Genomic DNA, 17,542 nt, shown 5'->3' with positions numbered 1-17,542 from the left:
ACCAGTAAAGTTGGACATCGGTGAGACGCCCGCAGGCGCGTCGTGTTCCCCGAGCGATCGGTCCGGCCCATGCGGCGCTGCACGCGAGAGAGCGAGCATCGGCGTGGCTGGAACATCTCGGCCGCTCCGACGTTTGGCAGCATCTCGCCGCGTTCAGCGCCGATCGCGGCTTGACCAAAACCCTAGCTTGATCATAAGCTTGACCGCCGAGGCCGATCACGGGGGCGCATTGACCCCGCGCATTTGAACCGTCTTCCCGCACGACCCCACCAACAACGGGACATGACGGTAACCTGCTCAACGACCGGGAGAACAATCCATATGGCTCAAACTGCTTCCAAGGCCCGCAAGGGATGGACGACGCGCGTTCTCGCCGCCGTCACGCTGACCGCGATTTACGGCTTCAGCCTCGTCGGAACCTCGGCGCTGTTCCTGACCGCAAGCACCGGCAAGGCTGAGGCCCAGCGCGGCCGCGGTCGCGGCCGTGGGCGCGGCTATTACGGCCGTGGGCGTGGTTGGGGCCCTGGCTATTATCGCGGCCGTGGCCGTGGCTACTATCGTGGCTATGGCGGGTGTGTGTTCAATCCGGTTTACGGCCGGGTGATCTGCTACTAATTCGCCGCGGCGGGGCGGAGACGCCCCGACCGGCGTGAGCTTCCGAACAGGTGTATCGGGTAACCGATGCACCTGTTTCATTTTGCGCTGGCGCGTAGGCGAGCGCGCTGCAGGCGCAAATGTGCAGATTGCTGCCACTGGGTTCATATTTCGGTGTTCGGCCGCGAAGCTCGCGCCGGCGCGTTTGCTCCTGTCATCGATCCGCTGCAAGATGCTTTCCAATCGCATCGGAGGTGACGGTCCCATGGCTCCAACCAAGTTGGCTCCCACCAAGTTCGGCGTCGGCCAGAGCGTGTTGCGCAAGGAGGACGATCCTCTGATTCGCGGCAAAGGCCGCTACACCGACGACGTTGCGCCGGCTTCGTCCGCTTACGCGCTAGTGCTGCGCTCGCCGCATGCCCATGCCACCTTCAAGCTCGATGCGAGTGCGGCGCGCGGCCTCCCCGGCGTGCTGACGATCCTGACCGCGGATGACGTCGCCGATCTCGGCGGTCTGCCGTGCCTGTTCAATCTGCCGGACAAGCCGTTCAAGGCGCCCGATTATCCGATCCTGGCGCGCGATGAGGTCCGCCATGTCGGCGATGCGATCGCCTTTGTGGTCGCCGACACGCTCGCGCGTGCCCGCGACGCGCTGGAAGCGATCGCGGTGGAGTGGACGCCGCTGCCGGCCGTGGTTGGCGCCGCGCGCGCGGTCGAGCCCGGCGCGCCGGAGGTGTGGCCCGACCACGCCGGCAACGTGCTGTTCGATGCCGGCATCGGCGACAAGGCCGCGACTGACGAGGCGTTCGCCAAAGCGCATGCGGTCGCTGAAATCCGCATCGTCAACCCGCGCATCGTCACCAACTACATGGAGACCCGCGCGGCGGTCTGCGAATACGATGCCAAGCGCGATCACTTCACGCTGACGGTCGGCAGCCAGGGCAGTCACCGGCTGCGCGATATCCTGTGCCAGACCGTGTTGAAGATCCCGGTCGAGAAGATGCGGGTGATCTGTCCGGATGTCGGCGGCGGGTTCGGCACCAAGCTGTTTCCGTATCGCGAATACGCGCTGCTGGTGGTCGCCGCCAAGAAACTGCGCAAGACCGTGAAGTGGACTGCCGATCGCGGCGATCACTTCGTCGGCGACTCGCAAGGCCGCGACAACGTCACCACCGCGCGGATGGCGCTGGCGGAGGACGGCAAGTTTCTTGGGATGGATGTCGATCTGATCGGCGACGTCGGCGCCTATCTGTCGACCTTCGGCCCCTACATTCCTTACGGCGGCGCCGGCATGTTGCCGGGGCTGTACGACATTCAGGCGTTCCACTGCCGCATCCGCACCGTGTTCACTCACACCGTGCCGGTCGACGCCTACCGCGGCGCTGGACGTCCCGAAGCTGCTTACGTGGTCGAGCGTCTGGTTGATGCCTGCGCGCGTAAACTGTCGATGTCGCCGGATGCGATCCGGCGCAAGAACTTCATTCCGCCGCGCAAGCTCCCCTACAAGACCGCGACCGGCAAAGTGTACGACTCCGGCGACTTCGCCGCGCATCTGAAGCGCGCGATGGAGATCGGCGACTGGAAGGATTTCGCCAAGCGCGCCAAGGCCGCCAAGAAGCAGGGACTGGTGCGCGGCATCGGGCTCGCCTCGTACGTCGAGGTCTGCGGCACCATGGGCGAGGAGACCGCCAAGGTGGTGCTCGATCCCGACGGCGACATCACCGTGCTGATCGGCACGCAGTCGAGCGGGCAGGGGCACCAGACCGCTTATGCGCAGATCGTTGCCGAGCAGTTCGGCGTGCCGCAGGAGCGGGTACGCGTGGTGCAGGGCGACACCGACCGGATCGCCACTGGCCTCGGCACCGGCGGCTCGGCGTCGATCCCCTCCGGCGGCGTCAGCGTGCAGCGCGCTACCCATCAGCTCGGCGAGCAGCTCCGCGACATCGCCGCCGATGCGCTGGAGACCAGCGCCGCCGACCTCGAAATCAGCGACGGCACCATCCGGATCGCCGGCACCGACCGCTCGATCAGCTTCGCCGATCTCGCCAAGCGGCCCGGCGTCGATCCTGCCAAGCTCAATGCCAGCGCCACCTTCGCCAGCGCCGACGGCACCTATCCGAACGGCACGCATCTGGTCGAAATCGAGCTCGATCCGGCGACCGGCAAGATCAGGATCGTCAACTACGTGATCGTCGATGATTTCGGCGTGACGCTGAATCCACTGCTTCTCGCCGGCCAGGTCCACGGCGGCACCATTCAGGGCATCGGCCAGGCGCTGATGGAGCAGGCTGTTTACAACGCCGAGGACGGCCAGCTCGTCACCGGTTCGTTCATGGACTACGCGCTGCCGCGCGCGGCCGATGGCGCGCCGATCACCTTCGAAACACACAACGTGCCGTGCGCCACCAATCCAATGGGCGTGAAGGGTGCGGGCGAGGCAGGGGCGATCGGCTCCTGCCCGGCGGTGATGAATGCGATCATCGACGCGCTGTGGCGGGAATACCGGATCGACCACATCGATATGCCGGCGACGCCGGAGCGGGTGTGGATGGCGATCCGCGAACACGAGCGCCGGCACCGGCTGTAAGCCGGGTCGATCGAACGAGACCTAATAGAGTGGCGTTAAGCCACCGCTGCGAAGGCCGCCGAACCGGCGGCCGGTGACGGAGTTGAAACAACCAAGCGGGAGGAATTGCGATGTTGCGAACTGTGATCGTGGCCGGAGCGGTTTTGTTGACGGCGAGCGCCGTGATGGCGCAGCAGGATCTGGTCGATAAGACCCAGAAACTGATGAAGGACAACGGCCGGAACATGATGGTGCTCGGCGCCATGGCCAAGGGCGAGAAGCCCTACGATCAGGCCGCGGTCGATGCGGCGCTGAAGCAGTTCGACGAAACCGCCAAGGACCTCCCCAAGCTGTTTCCGGACGGCGCCAAGGGCCTGAAGCCGTTCGACAGCAAGTACAGCGCCTCGCCGAAGATCTGGACCGAGCGCGCCAAATTCGACGGCGAGATCTCCGACTTCGCCAAGGCGGTCGACGGCGCCAAGGGCAAGGTCAAGGACGTCGATACGCTGAAGGCCGCGATGCAGCCGATCGGCAAGGCATGCGGCAGCTGCCACGAGAATTTCCGTCAGAAGGAAGGCTAACGCGGCAACCGCCGCCGGCAGCGGAGAATCGGCCGTGGCCAGGACTCTCGGAGTCGTAGTGGGGGTCGCGGCGATCATCGGCGTCGCCGCGTTCTGGCTGCTGACGAGGCCGGCCACGGTGTCGGCTGACCGCCTGCCGACGCGCACCGCCAACCTCGAGAATGGCCGTACCGCGTTCTACGCCGGCGGTTGCGCCGAATGCCACGCCACGCCGAAGCAGGACGATCGCACCAAGCTCGGCGGCGGGCTGGGACTGAAGTCGGAGTTCGGCACGTTCTACGTGCCGAACATCTCGCCCGATCCGAATGACGGTATCGGCAAATGGACCGAGGCGGAGTTCGTCAGCGCGGTGATGCGCGGCACCGCGCCCGGCGGCGTGCATCTCTATCCAGCGTTTCCGTATCCGTCCTACGCACATGCGCGGCTCGACGACGTCCGCGATCTGTTCGCCTACATCAAGACGCTGCCGGCGGTGGCCGGCCGGGCGCCGCCGAACGAGGTGCCGTTCCCATTCAACATCCGCCGCGCGGTCGGGCTATGGAAGCTGCTGTTCTTCGACGACACGCCGTTCACGCCCGATCCGGCGCAATCGGCGCAGTGGAATCGCGGTGCTTATCTGGTGAACAGCTTCGGCCATTGCGCCGAGTGCCATAGCCCGCGCAACGCGCTGGGCGGCATCGTCGCGGCGCAGCGCTTTGCCGGCGGGCCCGATCCCGAGGGCAGGGGCTGGGTGCCGAACATCACCCAGAAGGGGCTCGGCGACTGGAGCGCCGGCGACATCGCCTATTTCCTGGAGACCGGCATGACGCCGGAAGGCGACAGTGCCGGCGGCTCGATGGCGCAGGTGATCCGCAACACCTCGCAACTCGGCAAGGATGACCGCGAGGCGATCGCGGCCTACATCAAGTCGCTGCCGCCGGTGCAGGGGCCGGTCCGGCCCCCGCGCAAGGCCAAGGCCGAGTGACCGGCGATCACTTCGGCCCGAACGCCTTGAAGGTGATGATGGTGTGGGTGTCCTTGATGCCGGGGATCACCTGGACCTTGTCGGCGACGAAATGGCCGATATCGGTCGAGCGATCGACGTAGAATTTCACCAGCAGGTCGTAGTCGCCGGCGGTCGAATAAATCTCCGAGGCGATCTCGGCTTCGGCGATCGCGTTGGCGACGGCGTAGGACTGGCCGAGCTGGCATTTGATCTGGACGAAAAACGGCACCATCGCGGGTCTCTCCGGCAGCTTGATTTGCGCCATCAAGCCTAAAACACCCTGTCGGCGCAAGCTCTTGCCGCTGCGGCGCGGGCGCGCTACGACCGCGATCGGCTGCCGGTCCGCCCTCTCATTCAATCGAGCACGTTGATGGCCATTCCGATCGCACTCACCATCGCCGGCTCCGACTCCGGAGGCGGCGCCGGCATTCAGGCCGACCTCAAATCGTTTTCTGCGAACCGTGTCTATGGCGCCTCGGTGATCACCGCTCTGACCGCGCAGAACACCCGCGGCGTCACCGCGATCCACGATGTTCCGGCCGCGTTCGTCACCGCGCAGATCGATGCGGTGTTCAGCGATCTTGCGATCGCCGCCACCAAGATCGGGATGGTGGCGCAGCGCGGCGTGATCGCCGCGATCGCCGAAGGGCTGGATCGCTGGCACGCCGCCAATGTTGTGCTCGATCCGGTGATGGTCGCGACCTCCGGCGACCGGTTGATCGCGGACGACTGCGTCGAGGCGCTGCGCACCACGCTGATCCCGCGTGCCCGTCTCATCACCCCGAACCTGCCCGAAGCCGCTGCACTGCTCGACGAGCCGGTTGCCGACGAGCCGGCCGAAATTGAACGCCAGGGACAGCGCCTGCTCGCGCTCGGCTGCGAAGCGGTCCTGATCAAAGGTGGACACGGCACCGGGCCGACCAGCACCGATTACCTGTTCGTGGGAACCGAGGTGGAAGCGTTGGCGGCGCCGCGGATCATTACCAACAATACCCACGGTACCGGCTGCTCGCTGTCCTCCGCGATCGCCGCCAATCTCGCCAAAGGCCAGTCATTGCAGGCCTCTGTGGCCGCCGCCAAGCAGTGGGTGAGCGCCGCCATCGCCGCGGCGGACAAGCTTTCGGTCGGGCACGGCCACGGTCCGATCCATCATTTCCAAGGCTTCGACTAAGGCCCAAACCGGCCGACCGTGCGCTGTCGTCCAGTCGTCGTACTCCGCTGATAATCCGAATTCGTAAGTAACTTACGATTCGAACGGAACCGATGACTCCCGATCTCGACAAGTCCCTGATTGAAACCGCCTACGCTCGCTGGGCTCCGATCTACGACGCGGTATGCGGACCGGTGATGGTGAAGGGACGACGCGCCGCGGCTGCTGAAGCGCGCGCGCATGGCGGCAAGATTCTCGAAGTCGGTGTTGGTACCGGGCTATCATTCGACGATTACGACGCCACGACCGAAATCACCGGTATCGATCTGTGCGAGCCGATGCTGGAGAAGGCGCGCGCCAAGATGGCGACCGGGCGCTATCCGTGGGTCAAAGACGTGCGCCAGATGGATGCGCACGCGATGGAGTTCGCCGACGCGACGTTCGATTGCGTCGTCGCGCAATTCGTCATCACGCTGGTCGCTAATCCCGAGCAGGTTCTGTCGGAGTGCCACCGCGTGGTAAAGCCGGGCGGGCGCATCATTCTGGTCAATCATCTGTACTCGGAAGTCGGCGTTGCCGCGGCGGTCGAGCGCTGGGCGGCGCAGAAGACACGCGCGCTCGGCCTGCGTCCGGAGTTTCCGTTCGCGCGGCTGCAGGCCTGGGCTCAGGCCACCTCCGACGCGATCCTGGTCGAGCGGCGCAAGCTGAAGCCGTTCGGCATCTACACGCTGGTGTGTTTCGAGCGGACTCCCACGCCGATGGCGGCCTGAGAGCGGGTTCGAAACGTCGCCGCCCGCGGGCGGCCTTGGATGGGACAAGACCGATGAGCGACGACGGTCCGGAACGACGCTTTCGCACCCTGTTCATTTCCGACGTCCATCTCGGCGCGCGAGGATCGCAGACCAATCTGCTGCTCGACTTTCTCCGCGTCCACGATGCCGACACCATCTATCTGGTCGGCGACATCATCGACGGCTGGGCGCTGAAATCGAGCTGGTACTGGCCGCAGTCGCACAACGACTTTGTGCAGAAGCTGCTGCGTAAGGGCCGCAAGGGCGCGCGCATCATCTACGTGCCCGGCAACCACGACGAGTTTCTGCGCAACTACTACGGCACGCATTTCGGCGGCATCGAAGTTGTCGAGAACGCGATCCACACCGGCGCCGACGGCCGCCGCTATCTGGTGATCCACGGCGACATCTTCGACCTCGTGGTGCAGAACGCCAGGTGGCTCGCCCATGTCGGCGACAAGGCTTACGATCTCGCGATCCGGCTCAACCGCGTCGTCAATGCGTTCCGTCGCTGGTTCGGCGTGCCGTATTGGTCGCTGTCGCAATGGGCCAAGCACAAGGTCAAGAATGCGGTGAACTACATCGGCGCGTTCGAAGAGACGCTGGCGCAGGAAGCCCGCCGTCATGGCACTGATGGCGTGATCTGCGGCCACATCCACACCGCCGCGATCCGTGACTTCCACGGCATCAACTACATGAACTGCGGCGACTGGGTCGAAAGCTGCACGGCGCTTGCCGAGCACGAGGACGGCCGGTTCGAGATCATCACCTGGACCGATCTGCTGAAGCGCAATCTGCCGGTGCCGACGGTCGCTGCGCGGGCCGCCTGATGCGCATCCTGATCGCGACCGATGCGTGGCACCCGCAGGTCAACGGCGTGGTGCGGACGCTGACGATGATGGCCGAAGCGGCGAAGTCGCTCGGCGTCGACGTGGTGTTTCTGACGCCCGAAACGTTCCCGACGGTTGCGCTGCCGAGCTACCCGGACCTGCGGATCGCGATCCCCAATCCGATCCGGGTCGCGCATCTGATCAATGCCGCGCAGGCCGATTGCATCCACATCGCGACCGAAGGCCCGATCGGGCTCGCAGCGCGACGCTACTGCCGCAAGCGCGGGCTGCGCTTCACCACCAGCTTCCACACGCGTTTTCCCGAATACGTCTCGGCCCGCGCGCCGATCCCGGAGTCCTGGGTGTGGTCGCTGCTGCGCCGGTTTCACGGCGCCAGCCATGCGGTGATGGCGGCGACGCCGGCGCTGGCCGACGAACTGCGCGGCCGTGGCTTCCGCAACGTCGTGCTGTGGCCGCGCGGCGTCGACGGGCATCTGTTCCATCCGCGCCAGGATGCCGATCTCGGCTTGCCGCGGCCGGTGTTCCTGTCGGTCGGGCGGGTCGCCGTCGAGAAGAACCTCGAAGCGTTCCTGTCGCTCGATCTGCCCGGCACCAAAGTGGTGGTCGGCGACGGGCCGGCGCGGGCGGCGCTGGAACGCGATTTCCCGAACGCGGTGTTTCTCGGCGCCAAGCAGGGCGAGGCGCTGGCGAAGGTCTATTCCGCCGCCGATGTGTTTGTGTTTCCGAGCAAGACCGACACCTACGGCCTAGTGCTGCTCGAAGCGCTGGCGAGCGGTGTGCCGGTCGCAGCGTTTCCGGTGACCGGGCCGCGCGACGTGATCGGTGATTCCCCGGTTGGTGTGCTGAGCGAGGATCTGCGCGCGGCGTGTCTCGGCGCCCTGGAGATCTCGCGCGAGGCTTGCCTGGCGTTCGCCGCCGATCACACCTGGGAAGCGTCGGCACACGCCTTCCTCGACAACGTCCGCCGAGTGTCGATGCTGGACGCGGACCGGCTTCATCCTCACGGCGCCAAGCCGCATCGGATGGTGGCCTGAAGCGCGCGTATCATCGCACCTTGTCGGCGCGCGCGGCGCGGCGTTAGATGCCGGCCATGACCAATTCCCCTGTGCTGCCTGTTTCCGTCGCCGATATCGATGCGGCTGCCGAGGTGCTCGCGCCCTTTGCGGTGCGGACGCCGCTGCTCTCGTCGCCGGCGCTCGACGCCGCGACCGGGGCGCGGGTGTTCCTCAAGCCCGAAGTCCTGCAGCGCACCGGCTCGTTCAAGTTTCGCGGTGCCTTCAACAAGCTGGCCTCGATCCCGGCAGAGGCCCGGCGCGGCGGCGTGGTGGCGTTCAGCTCGGGCAATCACGCCCAGGGCGTTGCCGCCGCGGCGCAGCTGCTCGGCGTCCACGCCACCATCGTGATGCCGTCGGATGCACCAGCCTCGAAGCGCGAGCGCACCGCCGGCTATGGCGCTGAGGTGGTGCTGTACGACCGCGACCGTGAGGACCGCGAGGCGATCGCCCGCGCCATCGCCGAGCGCAGCGGTGCGACGCTGGTGCGGCCGTTCGACGATCCGATGGTGATCGCCGGGCAGGGCACGGTCGGTCGCGAGATCGCCGAAGACCTTGCGGCGTTGGGCATCGCGCCGGATCTGGTGGTGGCGCCAGCCTCGGGCGGCGGGCTGATCGCCGGCACGGCGCTCGCTGTCAAAGCGCGGTTTCCGCAGGCGCTGGCGATGTCGGCCGAGCCGGAGGGCTTCGACGACCACGCCCGCTCGCTGGTGGCGGGGCGCCGCGAGTCCAATCCGGCCGGTGGACGCACGATCTGCGATGCGCTGATGATGTCGATCCCGGGCGAGGTCACCTTCGCAATCAATCGCGTGCTGCTGGCCGGTGGCGTTGCGGCGTCCGATGTCGAGGTCGGCCGTGCGGTCGGCTTCGCATTCCGCGAACTGAAGCTGGTGGTGGAGCCGGGCGGCGCAGTGGCGCTGGCGGCGCTGCTCGCCGGCAAGCTGGACGTTCGTGGCAAGACCGTCGCGATCGTGCTGTCGGGCGGCAATGTCGATGCCGACCTGTTCAGCCGCCTGATTGCCTGATTTCGAGCCTGATTTCGAAAACGCGTTCGCGCCGCAGCCGCTGATTACGAGAAAAACGCGATCTTCTCGGCCTGGCTCATCCGCCGGATCGGCACCAGCGCGTCGCTACGCATCGGCGGCGGGGCCGCAACCGCGCCGCTGGCGATCGCCGCAGCGCCGAGCGAAGCAGGCGCAGCAGCAGCGACTTCGCTCGCGACAGTGGCGGTCGCCATCGTCACCGGTGCAGCGACCGCATGGATGGCGATCGGCTCGGCCATGGCCTCCATAGGCGCGGCTTCACCGATTTCGCCGACCGGTTCGAACGCGGCTTCCGGCTCCGGCTCCGCCTCGAATGCCTCTGCGGCGGAGGCCGGTGCGTCGTCGATCGCCATCGGCTCCGGCGACACCGCGATCTCTTCGCTCAGCGCCTGCTGCAGTGCTGCGATGTCGGATTCGATTTCCGCGGCGGTGCTGGCCGCGGCCGCCGCATAGGCATCATCCTCGGGCCGATATGGCTCCGAGACCTCGGGCGCCGACATCTCGCGGGCGACCAGATCGAGCACCGCGTCGTCTTCCAGGCCCTCGGCGTCCAGCGCCACCACCTCGTCGAGCAGGTGAGCGGCTTCCGACTGCTCAGCTGCGCTGACGGCGGCAGGAGCTTCGGCGGGCGCCACCGCCGCCGCAGCGGGGGCGGGCGTCTGGTCTTCGGCTTCGACGAATTCGAGTTCTTCCGACGGCGTGCCCTTGACCACCACGAACGCCGGGGCAGCTTGCGCCTGCGGAGCGGAAGTCGGTTCTGCCGCCTCGGGAGCGGCGGCCTGCGGCGCAACCGCCTGCGTTGGAACGGGCTCCGCCGCGGCCGGCTGCGGCGCGACGGCTTCGGGCTCAGCGACGGCCTGCGGCGCAGCGGCGGGCTCGTCCGTCGCCGGTGTCGCGGCAGGGGCCGCTGCGGCTGTCGTCTCCGGCGCGGCCCGGTTTGCTGCGGCTTCGGGAGCGACGCCGGAGATTGCCGCGACGTGCTGCAGCATCCGGTCGAATGCTGCGTCGATCGCATCGCGATCGATTCCTGCGACCAGCCGGTGGCCGCTGTCGATGGCGGCGACTTGCTGGTCGAGCAAATCGCAGATCCGGGAGTCGGCGCCGCATTCGCGCAAGGTCGAAGCCACCTCGCTGATCGCGCGGGCACCGCGATGCGCAGCCACCAGGGTCGCGGTGTCGTGGAGCGTCGCGATCGCCTTGGCGACGCTGGCGCGCGCCTCGCCGATCACCGCGCGGATCGCCGCCAGCGACTCCACGGCGGCTTCGGCCTGGGCCTGCTTCTGCGCGGCGAGGGTTTGCTCGATCCGCGCCACCGCATCGAGCACCATGCTGGTGTCGGCGTTGCGGTTGCGCTTGGCGTATTCGGTGAGGAACCAACGGCCCCGCGAGGTCTCCATGAAGGCTTCGCGGATCGCATCGTAGTCCGCATCACTCGGCATCACCGGGCGGGCGGAGATCGGCGAAAGGGCGAAGGCTTCGTCGGTCATCAAGGGACTCGTTGCACAATTCACTGCGCGTCACGATAACGATCACCACGATCCGCGTCGAATCGCAATTGAATTGATGTCTCCCGAATCACAAATCCCCATCCCATCACCGGATGCGAAGCGATTCGCGTCGCGGCTCGCCGTGTTCTACGCGACCAGCTTCACGGTCGCCGGCACCTACCTGCCGTTCTTCACGGTGTGGCTGAAGGCCGTTGGAATCGAGGCTTCTTTGATCGGCCTGATCGTCGCGGCGCCTGCGGTGACGCGCTTCACGCTTCTGCCTTTCATCACTGCCGCGGCCGAACGGCGCAACGCGATCCGCGCCGCGATGATCATCACCGCGGTGATCACTGCCCTCGGATTCTCCCTCCTCGGGATTCTACGTGCTCCGCTGCTGATCTTCGTGGTGTTCGTGCTCACCGCCTGCTTCTGGACGCCGATCGTACCGCTGACTGACGGCTACGCGCTGAAGGCCGTGGCACGCTATGGGCTGAATTATGGGCCGCTGCGGTTGTGGGGCTCGGCGGCGTTCATCGCCGGCGCGCTGGTGAGCGGCGTGCTGGCCGATCTGGTGGCGGCGGAGCAACTGATCTGGCTGATCGTCGCATTCGCCTGGGTCGGCGCGCTGGCCGGCTTCGGCTTGCGGCCGCTGGATGCACCGGCCAAATCGGCGACGCCGCAGCGCGGCGCCTCGCTGCTACGCAATCCGACGTTCCTGACGATCGTGGTCGCGGCGGCGCTGATCCAGGGCAGCCATGCCGCGTACTACACCTTCGCGTCGATCGCCTGGCAGGGCGCCGGTCTCAGCGGCACCACGATCTCGGTGCTGTGGGTGCTCGGCGTCGTCGCCGAGATCGTGGTGTTCGCGCTGTCGCCGCGGTTCACCTGGTCGCCGATGTGGCTGATGCTCGGCGGCGCACTGAGTGCAGTGCTGCGCTGGTCGATCACCGCCCAGGATCCGTCGCTGCCGGTGCTCACCGTGGTGCAGTTACTTCACGGCTTCACCTTTGGTCTGACCCAGGTCGGTACCATGGGGCTGCTGGTGCGCCATGTGCCCGGCCATGTGATCGCGCGCGGGCAGGGCTACTACACCGCGGCCGCGGGCTTCGTCATGAGCGCCGCGTCGATTGCCTCCGGCGCGGTGTTCGCCCGACATGGCCTCGCCGTGTACGACATGATGGCGGCGATGGGGCTGGCGGGTGCCATTGTGCTGGTGGTGATGCGTCGCCGGCTGCTTGCGCCGGTGAGCGCCGATCAGCCCCACAGCGCCGGTTCGGGCGGATAGACCGTGCTGCCGTCGTAGCGCAGGCCGTCATCGCGATCGCGCGCCAGCAGCAACGGGCCGTCGAGATCGATGAAGCGGGCGAACGGCGTCAGCAGCATCGCCGGGGCCATCGCCAGCGAGGTGGCCACCATGCAGCCGACCATGATCTGCAGGCCGAGCGCTTGCGCGTCCTGCGCCATTGCCATCGCTTCGGTGAGGCCGCCGGTCTTGTCCAGCTTGATGTTGACCGCATCGTAGCGGCCGCGCAGCGCGGCGAGCGAAGTGCGGTCGTGCACGCTCTCGTCGGCACACACTGCGATTGGGCGCGCGATGGTGGCCAGCGCCTCGTCATGCCCGGCCGGGAGCGGCTGCTCGACCAGCGTCACGCCAGCGTCGGCGCAGGCGGCGAGGTTGCGGGCGAGATTGTCCGGCGTCCAGGCTTCGTTGGCATCGACGATCAGTTCGGCATTCGGCGCGGCGCGACGTACCGCCGCAATCCGTGCGTCGTCGCCGTCGCCGCCGAGCTTGATCTTGAGCAGCGGCCGCGCCGCAGCCTTGGCGGTCGCCTCGGCCATCGCTTCAGGTGTGCCGAGCGAGATGGTGTAGGCGGTGGTGGCGTGGCGTGGCGCGGCGCTGCCGAACAGCTCCCAGGCGCGCTTTCTGCTGATCTTGGCTTCGAGATCGACCAGCGCGCAGTCCAGTGCATTGCGCGCGGCGCCGGGCTGCATTGCGGCCTGCAGCGCGCTGCGATCGAGACCGCCCGCCAGCGGCGCGCGCATCGCCTCCAGGGCGGCGAGCGCCGCTTCCGGGGTCTCGCCGTAGCGCGCATAGGGGACACATTCGCCGCGGCCGACGTGGTCGCCGCTGCGCAGCTCGGCCACCACGACGATCGCTTCGGTCTTGGCTCCGCGGCTGATGGTGAAAGCGCCGGCGATCGGCCAGCGTTCGATGCGCCCGGTCAGTTCAGGCGCTATCAGGGAGTTCATTTGCAGGCCTTGTCAGCTCAAACCGAGGGTTGCCCGGAGCTGACAAGTATGGCTGGTAATGAGCTTGGCCCGCAAGGCGGCGTTCGAACCCGGATTGGCTCAAAATGACACAGCAGATAGCGTTGGAGGGCGGTCCGTCGCTCGAACGGATCGCGCGTGGCGAAGAGCTGGCGCTGCGCGCCTCGGGAACATGGACCGCGCGGTTCGCGCCGGCGCTGGAGCGGTTGGTCACCGAAGCTGAGAAGATCGGCGAGACCAAGCCCAACGTCTTCATCGACGTCTCCGGAATTTCGCGGCTCGATACGTTCGGGGCGTGGTTGATCGAACGGATGCGGCGCAATCTCGGTCAGGACGGGACCGAGGCGCGGATCGCCGGGCTCTCGACCAACTATGCCAGCCTGGTCGATGAGGTGCGTCAGGTCGGCGACACCGGACCCGCGCCGCGCCGCGGCGGATCGCTGCGCGCGCCGATCGAGCGGCTCGGTCGCACCATGTACGCGTTCTTCGACGACATCGTCGCGCTGATCAGCATGATGGGCGCGGTGATGGCCGGCGTGCTGCGCGTGATCGTCCGGCCGACCTCGTTCCGGTTGACCTCGACCGTGCACCACCTCGAGCAGGTGTGCTGGCGCGCGGTGCCGATCATCCTGCTGATCACCTTTCTGATCGGCTGCATCGTCGCTCAGCAGGGCATCTTTCATTTCCGCAAGTTCGGCGCCGACGTGTTCGTGGTCGACATGCTCGGCGTGCTGGTGCTGCGCGAGCTCGGCGTGCTGCTGGTGGCGATCATGGTGGCGGGCCGGTCCGGCAGCGCCTACACGGCCGAGCTCGGCTCGATGAAGATGCGCGAGGAGATCGACGCGCTGCGGACCATGGGGTTCGATCCGATCGACGTGCTGATCGTGCCGCGGCTGATCGCGCTGGTGCTTGCGGTGCCGATCCTCACCTTCCTCGGCGCGATGGCGGCGTTGTATGGCGGCGGGCTGGTCGCCTGGCTGTATGGCGGCGTCGATCCGGAAGCGTTTCTGCTGCGGCTGCGCGATGCGATCTCGATCGATCATTTCACCGTCGGCATGATCAAGGCGCCGGTGATGGCGGCCGTGATCGGCATCGTCGCCTGCGTCGAGGGGTTGGCGGTGCAGGGCAGCGCCGAGTCGCTCGGCAGCCACACCACCGCGTCGGTGGTGAAGAGCATCTTCTTCGTGATCGTGATGGACGGCGTGTTCGCGATCTTCTTTGCGGGAATTGGAATCTGACGATGACGGGTGCGGCCGATCCGATCATCCGGGTGCGCGACGTTTCCGTGCAGTTCGGCGCGACGCGGGTACTGAACGGGCTCGATCTCGACGTCCGGCGCGGCGAGATTCTCGGCTTTGTCGGCCCCTCCGGCGCCGGCAAGTCGGTGCTGACCCGGACCATCATCGGCCTGGTGCCGAAGCTGAGCGGCAGCATCGAGGTGTTCGGTATCGATCTCGACAAAGCCAGCAAGTCCGAGCGGCGCGGTGTCGAGCGGCGCTGGGGCATCCTGTTTCAGCAGGGCGCGCTGTTCTCGTCGCTGACCGTGCGGCAGAACATCCAGTTCCCGGTGCGGGAATATCTGAAGCTGTCGCAGCGGCTGCTCGATGAGATCACCATCGCCAAGCTGGTGATGGTCGGACTGAAGCCGGAAGTGATCGACCGCTATCCGTCCGAACTCTCCGGCGGCATGATCAAGCGCGTGGCGCTGGCCCGCGCCCTCGCGCTCGATCCGGAGCTGGTGTTCCTCGACGAGCCGACCTCTGGCCTCGACCCGATCGGCGCCGGCGATTTCGACGAGCTGGTGCGCACGCTGCAGCGGACTTTGGGCCTGACGGTTTTCATGGTAACCCATGACCTCGACAGCCTGCACACCGCCTGCGACCGCATCGCGGTGCTGGGGGATGGCAAGGTGATCGCAGCCGGAACCATCGCCGACATGCAGGCCTCGCAGCATCCGTGGCTGCGTTCGTATTTTCACGGCAAGCGCGCCCGCGCGGTGGTCGGTTCGCCATGATCGGGGCGCGTCAGGAAATTTCGACCGCCGCACCGCGGCTGCGTCGTTTTGCTTCCGCATTCTGCGCTCAAAGCCTGCCGCGTGGCGCGGCGGCTGATGAGCCGGCGGCGCCGCAGATTGGTTTGGAGTAGAGGCGAATGGAAACGCGTGCGAATTACTTCCTGATCGGGACGTTCACCCTCGCGGTGATCGCCGCGGCGTTCGGGTTCGTGCTGTGGTTTCAGAGCCTGCACACCACCAAGGCGCGCAGCCCGCTGCGGGTGGTGTTCGAAGGCGCGGCCTCCGGCTTGCGCAACGGCGGCAGCGTGAATTTCAACGGCGTCCGGGTCGGCGAGGTGGTGTCGGTCAAGCTCGACAATCCGCGCCGCGTGGTGGCGCTGGCGATGGTCGAGAACACCGCACCAATCCGCAAGGACACCCAGGTCGGCCTCGAATTCCAGGGCCTGACCGGCGTCGCCGCGATCTCGCTGAAGGGCGGCTCGGAAACCGCGCCGCCGGTGCCGCTGGATGACGACGGCACCCCGGTGCTGACCGCCGATCCCGAGCTGCTGCAGGACATCTCCGAGTCGATCAAAGCGACGCTGCGCAACGTCAACCGCCTGGTCTCCGAGAACCAGGAGTCGGTGAAGACCTCGCTGGAGAATTTGCAGACCTTCACCTCGAGCCTGGCGCGCAGCTCCGACAAGATCGACAGCATCATGTCGCGGGTCGACGGCGTGATCGCCAAGACCGACAGCGTGATGCAGGGCATCGACGCGCTGGCCGGCGGCAAGGATGGCGGCGAGCTGTTCCAAGCGGTGAAGTCGTTCCGCGAACTCGCCGACAATCTCGACAAGCGTTCCGGCGCCCTTATCCTCGACGGCCGCCGCACGCTCGCCGACATCAGCCGCGCGGTGAACAATTTCGACCGCAACCCGACCCGGGTGCTGTTCGGGCCGAGCAACACCGCTCAGCAGGAGCAGCCGGCCGCAGCGCCGCCCACCGCCGCCCGCGCCGAACAGCCGCGCCCGCCGCGCCGCCGACAGCAGTAAGGCGGCTCCGGGAGAGCCCTCATCAACTCGCAGCGGATGGTTCGAGACAGTGCTTCGCCGCTCCTCACCATAAAGTCGCGAGCGCGCCGAAGAATGGTCCCACTTCGATCGTAAACGATGCTCTCGGATTTCAGCGCGCCCGCTGACGTCTCAAAGCACGGATGCGGCTTCGCGCGTCCGTGCGACGCTTGCTGATAGCGAGATCTGCACGCCAAGCTGATCCGCGATCCTCGTTGAACGATCAGGACGTAGCCCCGCCGGTGCGGCGCGTGTCCTGTCTTGCAGGACGCTTCCTCGGGGATGCCGGCTTGTCGGCCGGAGTGCCGTGCGGCTTCAGGCGAATCCGCATCGCGTGGCCGCCCTGATGCTCCAATTCGAACGCGTTGGTCTTGCGCACGAGGTCGCTCAGCTTGCGGAAGCCGAAGGTTCTGGGATCGAAGTCGGAAGCCAGATTGGACAGGTGCTTGCCGACTTCGCCGAGCGATACCCAGCCGTCTTCGCTCTCCATCTGTTTGATCACCCGCTCGATGATCGGAGTGGCCGCGCTCGGCGGCTGAAGCGGTTTCGCCGTCGACGCCGTACCCTTGCTGTCGCTCGCTCCGGCGATCAGGTTCTCGGTGTAAACGAAGCGCCGGCACGCCTGCCGGAAACTCTCCGGGGTCTTCTGTTCGCCAAAGCCGAATACATCGACGCCTTGCTCGCGAATCCGCGAGGCGAGGCGGGTGAAGTCGCTGTCGGACGAGACCAGACAGAAGCCTTCGAAGCGGCCGCTGTGAAGCAGGTCCATCGCGTCGATCACCAGCGTGATGTCGGAGGCGTTCTTGCCGGTGGTGTAGGCGAACTGTTGCTGCGGGATGATGGCGTGTTTCGCCAGAATGTCGGCCCAGCCTTTCGAGCGCGAGGTGGAGAAGTCGCCGTAGATCCGGCGAACGCTGGCTTCGCCGATTTTCGCGATCTCCTCAAACAGTCCGTCCGCGATCTTGGCGGATGCGTTATCCGCATCGATCAGAACGGCAAGGCGAGGCGAGCGGTGTTCAGAAGGCATGGTGCGTCCTAGACTGAGGTGGCCCAGAAACTGTAAGGCGTCTTGGTGGGAGACGAGATAGTGCAATCGCCCGGTTTCATCAAA

17 protein-coding genes are annotated in these 17,542 nt (G+C 66.7%); 13 read left to right on the top strand and 4 right to left on the bottom strand.

Going from position 1 to position 17,542, the window contains the following annotated elements; genetic code table 11:
• Positions 1 to 321 precede the first annotated feature (321 nt).
• From VRZ08_RS08455 to VRZ08_RS08440, 4 genes are all read left to right on the top strand, one after another.
• Positions 322 to 615: a hypothetical protein gene (locus tag VRZ08_RS08455; RefSeq protein ID WP_107345668.1), complete on the top strand. Its 294-nt coding sequence runs from the start codon at positions 322 to 324 to the stop codon at positions 613 to 615.
• Between the two features lie 244 nt (positions 616 to 859).
• Positions 860 to 3,181, top strand: a complete 2,322-nt coding sequence (locus tag VRZ08_RS08450) for a xanthine dehydrogenase family protein molybdopterin-binding subunit (RefSeq protein WP_414532269.1) — start codon at positions 860 to 862, stop codon at positions 3,179 to 3,181.
• Positions 3,182 to 3,291: 110 nt separating this feature from the next.
• Positions 3,292 to 3,741: a c-type cytochrome gene (locus tag VRZ08_RS08445; RefSeq protein WP_414532268.1), complete on the top strand. Its 450-nt coding sequence runs from the start codon at positions 3,292 to 3,294 to the stop codon at positions 3,739 to 3,741.
• A 34-nt stretch (positions 3,742 to 3,775) separates the two neighbouring features.
• A complete protein-coding gene (locus VRZ08_RS08440) occupies positions 3,776 to 4,705 on the top strand; it encodes a c-type cytochrome (RefSeq protein ID WP_414532267.1) in 930 nt (309 codons plus the stop codon).
• Between the two features lie 7 nt (positions 4,706 to 4,712).
• Here the strand turns inward: VRZ08_RS08440 and VRZ08_RS08435 are convergent, their stop codons facing one another.
• Positions 4,713 to 4,958 carry an Lrp/AsnC ligand binding domain-containing protein gene (locus VRZ08_RS08435; protein ID WP_107345664.1) on the bottom strand — a complete coding sequence of 82 codons (246 nt, stop codon included), beginning with the start codon at positions 4,956 to 4,958 and terminating at the stop codon, positions 4,713 to 4,715.
• A 138-nt stretch (positions 4,959 to 5,096) separates the two neighbouring features.
• On the opposite strand from VRZ08_RS08435, the gene thiD reads away from it, so the two are divergent.
• The 5 genes from thiD to VRZ08_RS08410 all read left to right on the top strand — a co-directional run bounded on the left by thiD (position 5,097) and on the right by VRZ08_RS08410 (position 9,595).
• On the top strand, positions 5,097 to 5,897 hold the full coding sequence (gene thiD, locus VRZ08_RS08430; protein WP_414532266.1) for a bifunctional hydroxymethylpyrimidine kinase/phosphomethylpyrimidine kinase: 801 nt from the start codon (positions 5,097 to 5,099) through the stop codon (positions 5,895 to 5,897).
• Between the two features lie 92 nt (positions 5,898 to 5,989).
• The gene (locus tag VRZ08_RS08425; RefSeq protein ID WP_107345662.1) at positions 5,990 to 6,646 is read left to right on the top strand and encodes a class I SAM-dependent methyltransferase; all 657 of its coding nucleotides are present in this window, start codon (positions 5,990 to 5,992) and stop codon (positions 6,644 to 6,646) included.
• Between the two features lie 53 nt (positions 6,647 to 6,699).
• A complete protein-coding gene (locus VRZ08_RS08420; protein ID WP_164636744.1) occupies positions 6,700 to 7,497 on the top strand; it encodes a UDP-2,3-diacylglucosamine diphosphatase in 798 nt (265 codons plus the stop codon).
• Positions 7,497 to 8,552, top strand: coding sequence for a glycosyltransferase family 4 protein (locus VRZ08_RS08415; RefSeq protein WP_414532265.1), 1,056 nt, complete (start codon positions 7,497 to 7,499; stop codon positions 8,550 to 8,552). The genes VRZ08_RS08420 and VRZ08_RS08415 overlap by 1 nt, the downstream gene beginning before the upstream one ends.
• A gap of 47 nt (positions 8,553 to 8,599) precedes the next feature.
• Positions 8,600 to 9,595 carry a threonine/serine dehydratase gene (locus VRZ08_RS08410; RefSeq protein ID WP_414532264.1) on the top strand — a complete coding sequence of 332 codons (996 nt, stop codon included), beginning with the start codon at positions 8,600 to 8,602 and terminating at the stop codon, positions 9,593 to 9,595.
• A gap of 44 nt (positions 9,596 to 9,639) precedes the next feature.
• Here VRZ08_RS08410 and VRZ08_RS08405 read toward each other — a convergent pair whose 3' ends face one another.
• Complete coding sequence (locus tag VRZ08_RS08405) at positions 9,640 to 11,100, bottom strand: hypothetical protein (RefSeq protein ID WP_414532263.1); 1,461 nt, start codon at positions 11,098 to 11,100, stop codon at positions 9,640 to 9,642.
• A 76-nt stretch (positions 11,101 to 11,176) separates the two neighbouring features.
• Here VRZ08_RS08405 and VRZ08_RS08400 point away from each other — a divergent pair, with 76 nt between their 5' ends.
• Positions 11,177 to 12,385, top strand: a complete 1,209-nt coding sequence (locus VRZ08_RS08400) for an MFS transporter (protein ID WP_414532262.1) — start codon at positions 11,177 to 11,179, stop codon at positions 12,383 to 12,385.
• Here VRZ08_RS08400 and dgcA read toward each other — a convergent pair.
• On the bottom strand, positions 12,355 to 13,350 hold the full coding sequence (gene dgcA, locus VRZ08_RS08395; RefSeq protein WP_414532261.1) for an N-acetyl-D-Glu racemase DgcA: 996 nt from the start codon (positions 13,348 to 13,350) through the stop codon (positions 12,355 to 12,357). The genes VRZ08_RS08400 and dgcA overlap by 31 nt on opposite strands.
• 104 nt (positions 13,351 to 13,454) lie before the next feature.
• Here dgcA and VRZ08_RS08390 point away from each other — a divergent pair, with 104 nt between their 5' ends.
• The 3 genes from VRZ08_RS08390 (at position 13,455) to VRZ08_RS08380 (ending at position 16,413) form a co-directional block, all read left to right on the top strand.
• On the top strand, positions 13,455 to 14,606 hold the full coding sequence (locus VRZ08_RS08390; protein ID WP_346295436.1) for an MlaE family lipid ABC transporter permease subunit: 1,152 nt from the start codon (positions 13,455 to 13,457) through the stop codon (positions 14,604 to 14,606).
• 2 nt (positions 14,607 to 14,608) lie between these two features.
• Positions 14,609 to 15,382, top strand: a complete 774-nt coding sequence (locus tag VRZ08_RS08385) for an ABC transporter ATP-binding protein (RefSeq protein WP_107345654.1) — start codon at positions 14,609 to 14,611, stop codon at positions 15,380 to 15,382.
• Between the two features lie 137 nt (positions 15,383 to 15,519).
• On the top strand, positions 15,520 to 16,413 hold the full coding sequence (locus VRZ08_RS08380; protein WP_263989422.1) for an MlaD family protein: 894 nt from the start codon (positions 15,520 to 15,522) through the stop codon (positions 16,411 to 16,413).
• A 241-nt stretch (positions 16,414 to 16,654) separates the two neighbouring features.
• Here VRZ08_RS08380 and VRZ08_RS08375 read toward each other — a convergent pair whose 3' ends face one another.
• Positions 16,655 to 17,458 carry an NYN domain-containing protein gene (locus tag VRZ08_RS08375; RefSeq protein ID WP_414532260.1) on the bottom strand — a complete coding sequence of 268 codons (804 nt, stop codon included), beginning with the start codon at positions 17,456 to 17,458 and terminating at the stop codon, positions 16,655 to 16,657.
• Positions 17,459 to 17,542: the final 84 nt, after the last annotated feature.

The organism is Rhodopseudomonas sp. G2_2311 (genome assembly GCF_047501505.1).
In the GTDB taxonomy this organism is placed as follows: Bacteria; Pseudomonadota; Alphaproteobacteria; order Rhizobiales; family Xanthobacteraceae; genus Rhodopseudomonas; species Rhodopseudomonas palustris_H.
The sequence above is the reverse complement of the archived record's forward strand: the minus strand, read 5'-3'. Positions and strand labels throughout refer to the sequence as shown.